This is a genomic window from Burkholderia sp. 28_3 (assembly GCF_003253915.1).
GTDB lineage: Bacteria > Pseudomonadota > Gammaproteobacteria > Burkholderiales > Burkholderiaceae > Burkholderia > Burkholderia cenocepacia.
The window spans coordinates 1-2,995 of record NZ_QKZF01000070.1 but is presented as its reverse complement, the minus strand read 5'-3'; the positions used below and the strand labels follow the sequence as shown (position 1 = coordinate 2,995).

General features: G+C 59.8%; 2 protein-coding genes and 1 pseudogene. All 3 read right to left on the bottom strand.

Annotation, left to right across the window (positions count from 1 at the left end; translation table 11 throughout):
- Positions 1–200: 200 nt before the first annotated feature.
- Complete coding sequence (locus DFS13_RS39590; RefSeq protein WP_111442896.1) at positions 201–863, bottom strand: response regulator transcription factor; 663 nt, start codon at positions 861–863, stop codon at positions 201–203.
- Positions 864–998: 135 nt separating this feature from the next.
- Positions 999–1,637 (bottom strand): response regulator transcription factor, encoded by a 639-nt coding sequence (locus DFS13_RS39585; RefSeq protein WP_105866165.1) that lies wholly within the window; start codon positions 1,635–1,637, stop codon positions 999–1,001.
- Between the two features lie 4 nt (positions 1,638–1,641).
- Positions 1,642–2,585 (bottom strand): annotated as a pseudogene (locus DFS13_RS39580) (IS3 family transposase); the annotation flags it as partial.
- Positions 2,586–2,995 lie beyond the last annotated feature (410 nt).

The following is a 2,995-nucleotide window of genomic DNA, read 5'->3' as shown; positions in this document are numbered from 1 at the left end:
AACCTTGAAACCGTTCGAATCCGCGTTTTACCCCCGGTTCTGCTGGCGCCATTACGCCGCCCATCCCCGGCTCCTTTACGCCGCCCCGCGACACCCCCTACACGATTGCCTACGCGTGCATCGGCGGGTTCCTCGCTCACAATGGCGTGCCCGTGGCGGCCACCAGTTGGCGCCAACGGCTGCGAGGCCGAACGCGCCGCTCACGCGCTGAAGATATCGGAGAGGCCGCGGCGTGACTCATAGACGATCTGGTACAGATCCGCGTCGCGTTCGACGCCGAGCTTCTGCATTGCCCGTATCTTCTGCGCGCTAATAGTTTGTCGCGTTCGATTTAGTTGCAATGCTATCTCGCTGACCGACAGCCCGGACACATAGAGCCGCAGCACTTCGATCTCGCTCTTTGTGAGACTCAAGTGCCGGCGCCCGATGCGCTCCTCGCTCCGAGGCAATGACACCCTCGGCGACAGATACTCGGCCTTTGCCAGCACCGCATAGACCGCCGAGATCAGATGAGCGACATCGTCGGCTTTGCTCACGATCGCCTTGACGCCTAGCTTGAGTAGCTTGTTCGTCAGCCTAGCACCGTCGAGGCACGAGAAGACAACGATCTGCACCTCGGGAAAATGAGTGCGCAGATATGACAGCATTGCGAGCCCGTCGTTGTACTTGCCATCTGGCATCGCGAAATCGGTGATCAAGAGATCGCACGGCCGGCTCGACAACAAGTCGACAATCTCGGTCGAGTTGCTGGCCGCTCCGGTCAAGCGGACCAACCGGAGATCGCGCAGCGTGGCCTCGATCCCTGCGAGCACCGCGGAATGGTCGTCGGCGATCACAACGTTGAGGACAGTGGTGGTCAACATGTGCAGGCGTGCCTTGCTTGAGAGATGTGCTCCCGTCGAGTTTAGCGGTATGCCTGAGTGCAAAATTTAGTACGTGTCCGATTTTTGGATTATTTTATAGGACACGTCCTATATATGCGACGTGTTCGCCGATGCTCAGCCTTCGCCTGTCTTGTTGGCCGCTGTCATCCCGGTTTCATACGCATACTGGAAGAGGTCTGCGTCGCGCTCGATGCCGAGCTTTTTCATTGCCCGAACTTTCTGCGTGCTGACCGTCTGCTTGGCCCGGTTCAACTGGTCGGCGATTTCGCCGATCGACAAACCCGACGTATAGAGCCGGATCACTTCCGCTTCGCGTGGCGTCAGCGCCGGCATCGCGTGCGGCGCGCCGGTCGTTTGCGCGCGTGCCTTGACGCTCGGCGAAAAATACGAAGCGCTCGCGTGCACCGCGTGCACTGCCGCGATCAGGTGGCCGACATCATCGAGCTTGCTGAGGACGCCATGCACACCGCTGCGGGTAATTTCCTGGAGGATCGCACGGTTGTCGATCGTCGTCAGAACGATCACTTTCATACCGGGCCACGTGCGCAGTAGATACTGAAGCAGCGGCAACCCGTCGACGAAAGTACCAACCGGCATCACGTAATCGGTGATCAGCACGTCGCAGGGTGTACGCGACAGTAGCGCGATCAGATCGTCGGTGCGCGCGGCGGTGCCTGCAATCTCGATTGTGGGTGTGCGGCCCAGTTCGTGACGTACACCGGACAGTGGAGTTGACCCTGTAATCCCGGACACAGCCTCACACTAAGGTTGCTGAATCCATCGAGCGCCGGAACTCGCGAGGCGAGCGGTATTTCAGCGCGCTATGGGGATGCTTCTCGTTGTAATGCTCGAACGCGATGGCCAAGTTGCGTGCAGCAGTCGCTGCGTCCGGCTTCGGCATGAAGGCGACGTAGTCGCGTTTCATCGTCTTCACGAAGCTCTCTGCCATCCCATTACTTTGCGGGCTGCACACCGGTGTGGTCAATGGCTTCAGGCCGATGGCCACCGCGAACCGGCGCGTGTCGTCGGCCGTGTAGCCCGAACCGTTGTCGCTCAGCCACTCGATTTCGGACGGGGTATGCAGTTCGTTGCCAAACCGATTTTCCACTGCAGCCAGCATCACGTCTCGCACGATGTCGCCGCTGTGGCCTGCTGTCGTGGACGCCCAGCTCATCGCTTCTCGGTCGCAGCAATCCAGCGCAAACGTCACACGCAGCGGCTCGCCGTTGTCGCAGCGGAACTCGAAGCCGTCCGAGCACCATCGCTGATTGCTGCGCGCGACGGCCACTTTGCCGTCATGTCGACGTTGCGCCCGCGGCGGAGTCGGTCGGCGCTGCATCAGCAACCCGTGCGTGCGCATGACGCGATAGATGCGCTTGGCATTGAACGGCGCCAGCCCAACCGCGACGCGCTCGTTGCGCAATATGCCCCAAACCCGGCGATAGCCATAGCTGGGCAAATCGCCGATGACCCGGCGGATTTCCTCGACCGCGACCGCGTCGTCAGTCCGCCTCGATTGACGGCCATCGCGCCACGTCGCCGGACGCGACAGTCGTGCCGATACGTTCGAGCGCGACACGCCGAGAACTTCACAAACCAGTTTCACTGGTCGTCCTCCGGCAGCGAGGGCGAGTGCGCTATCCATTTTTTTGCTCGGCCGTACTCGACTGCTTCGCGGAGAATCTCGTTCTCCATGGTCTTTATATGGACGCCTCCGGCTTGCCAAGGTTTGTTGCTCTGTCGAACAGATACAGGCTGCGGTTTTATATCCGGCCCATGCAGGTCGAAGTCCGCTGGCCCCAATGGAATCCGCTGACTCATGCCTCATTTTTGCCACGGACCATGATGTCCAGAAGACGATGCAGGTTAGATGAGTCCCGGTCTTACCTGTTTGCCATTACAACACTACCTTGCGCAACCTTGGACTACAGATCGGTGATAGAACGCGATACGATCTCGACACACGTCATGCTGCATTGACTGGCGGCGGATAGCTCTCGCAGTATGAGCGACCATGAGCTAGGGAAACGCTGATTTATTCGGCTCGGCGGTCATCGCAGACGTAGCCGAGGACGTTTAGAAGACAGCTCACGGAACGGACCCACGACGAT